Origin of the sequence: Nonomuraea sp. MG754425 (assembly GCF_021699195.1) — a bacterium.
Lineage (GTDB): Bacteria > Actinomycetota > Actinomycetes > Streptosporangiales > Streptosporangiaceae > Nonomuraea.
Genome location: NZ_SSXE01000583.1, coordinates 1 through 283 on the forward strand (window position 1 = coordinate 1; position 283 = coordinate 283).

The following is a 283-nucleotide window of genomic DNA, read 5'->3' on the forward strand; positions in this document are numbered from 1 at the left end:
GCTGGCTCATCAGGAAGGACGAGCCGGGAGCCGCCGCCGCGCCCCGGCGCACGCTTTACCTGACGCCCGAGGGGCGCGCGGAGCTGGAGCGCCGCCTGCTCCTCGGGCGCGTCGAGGTGGCGGAGGAAGGCAAGCAGCGTGAACCAGCGGTTCTCGTCGCTGATGTCGAGCTCGCCGGGCTCGCGCAGGCGGCGCTCCAGCTCCGCGCGCCCCTCGGGCGTCAGGTAAAGCGTGCGCCGGGGCGCGGCGGCGGCTCCCGGCTCGTCCTTCCTGATGAGCCAGC

At 75.3% G+C, this 283-nt stretch carries 1 pseudogene; it reads right to left on the minus strand.

The features are described 5' to 3' along the window. Positions 1–283: pseudogene (locus FAF44_RS54070) on the minus strand (PadR family transcriptional regulator); the annotation flags it as partial.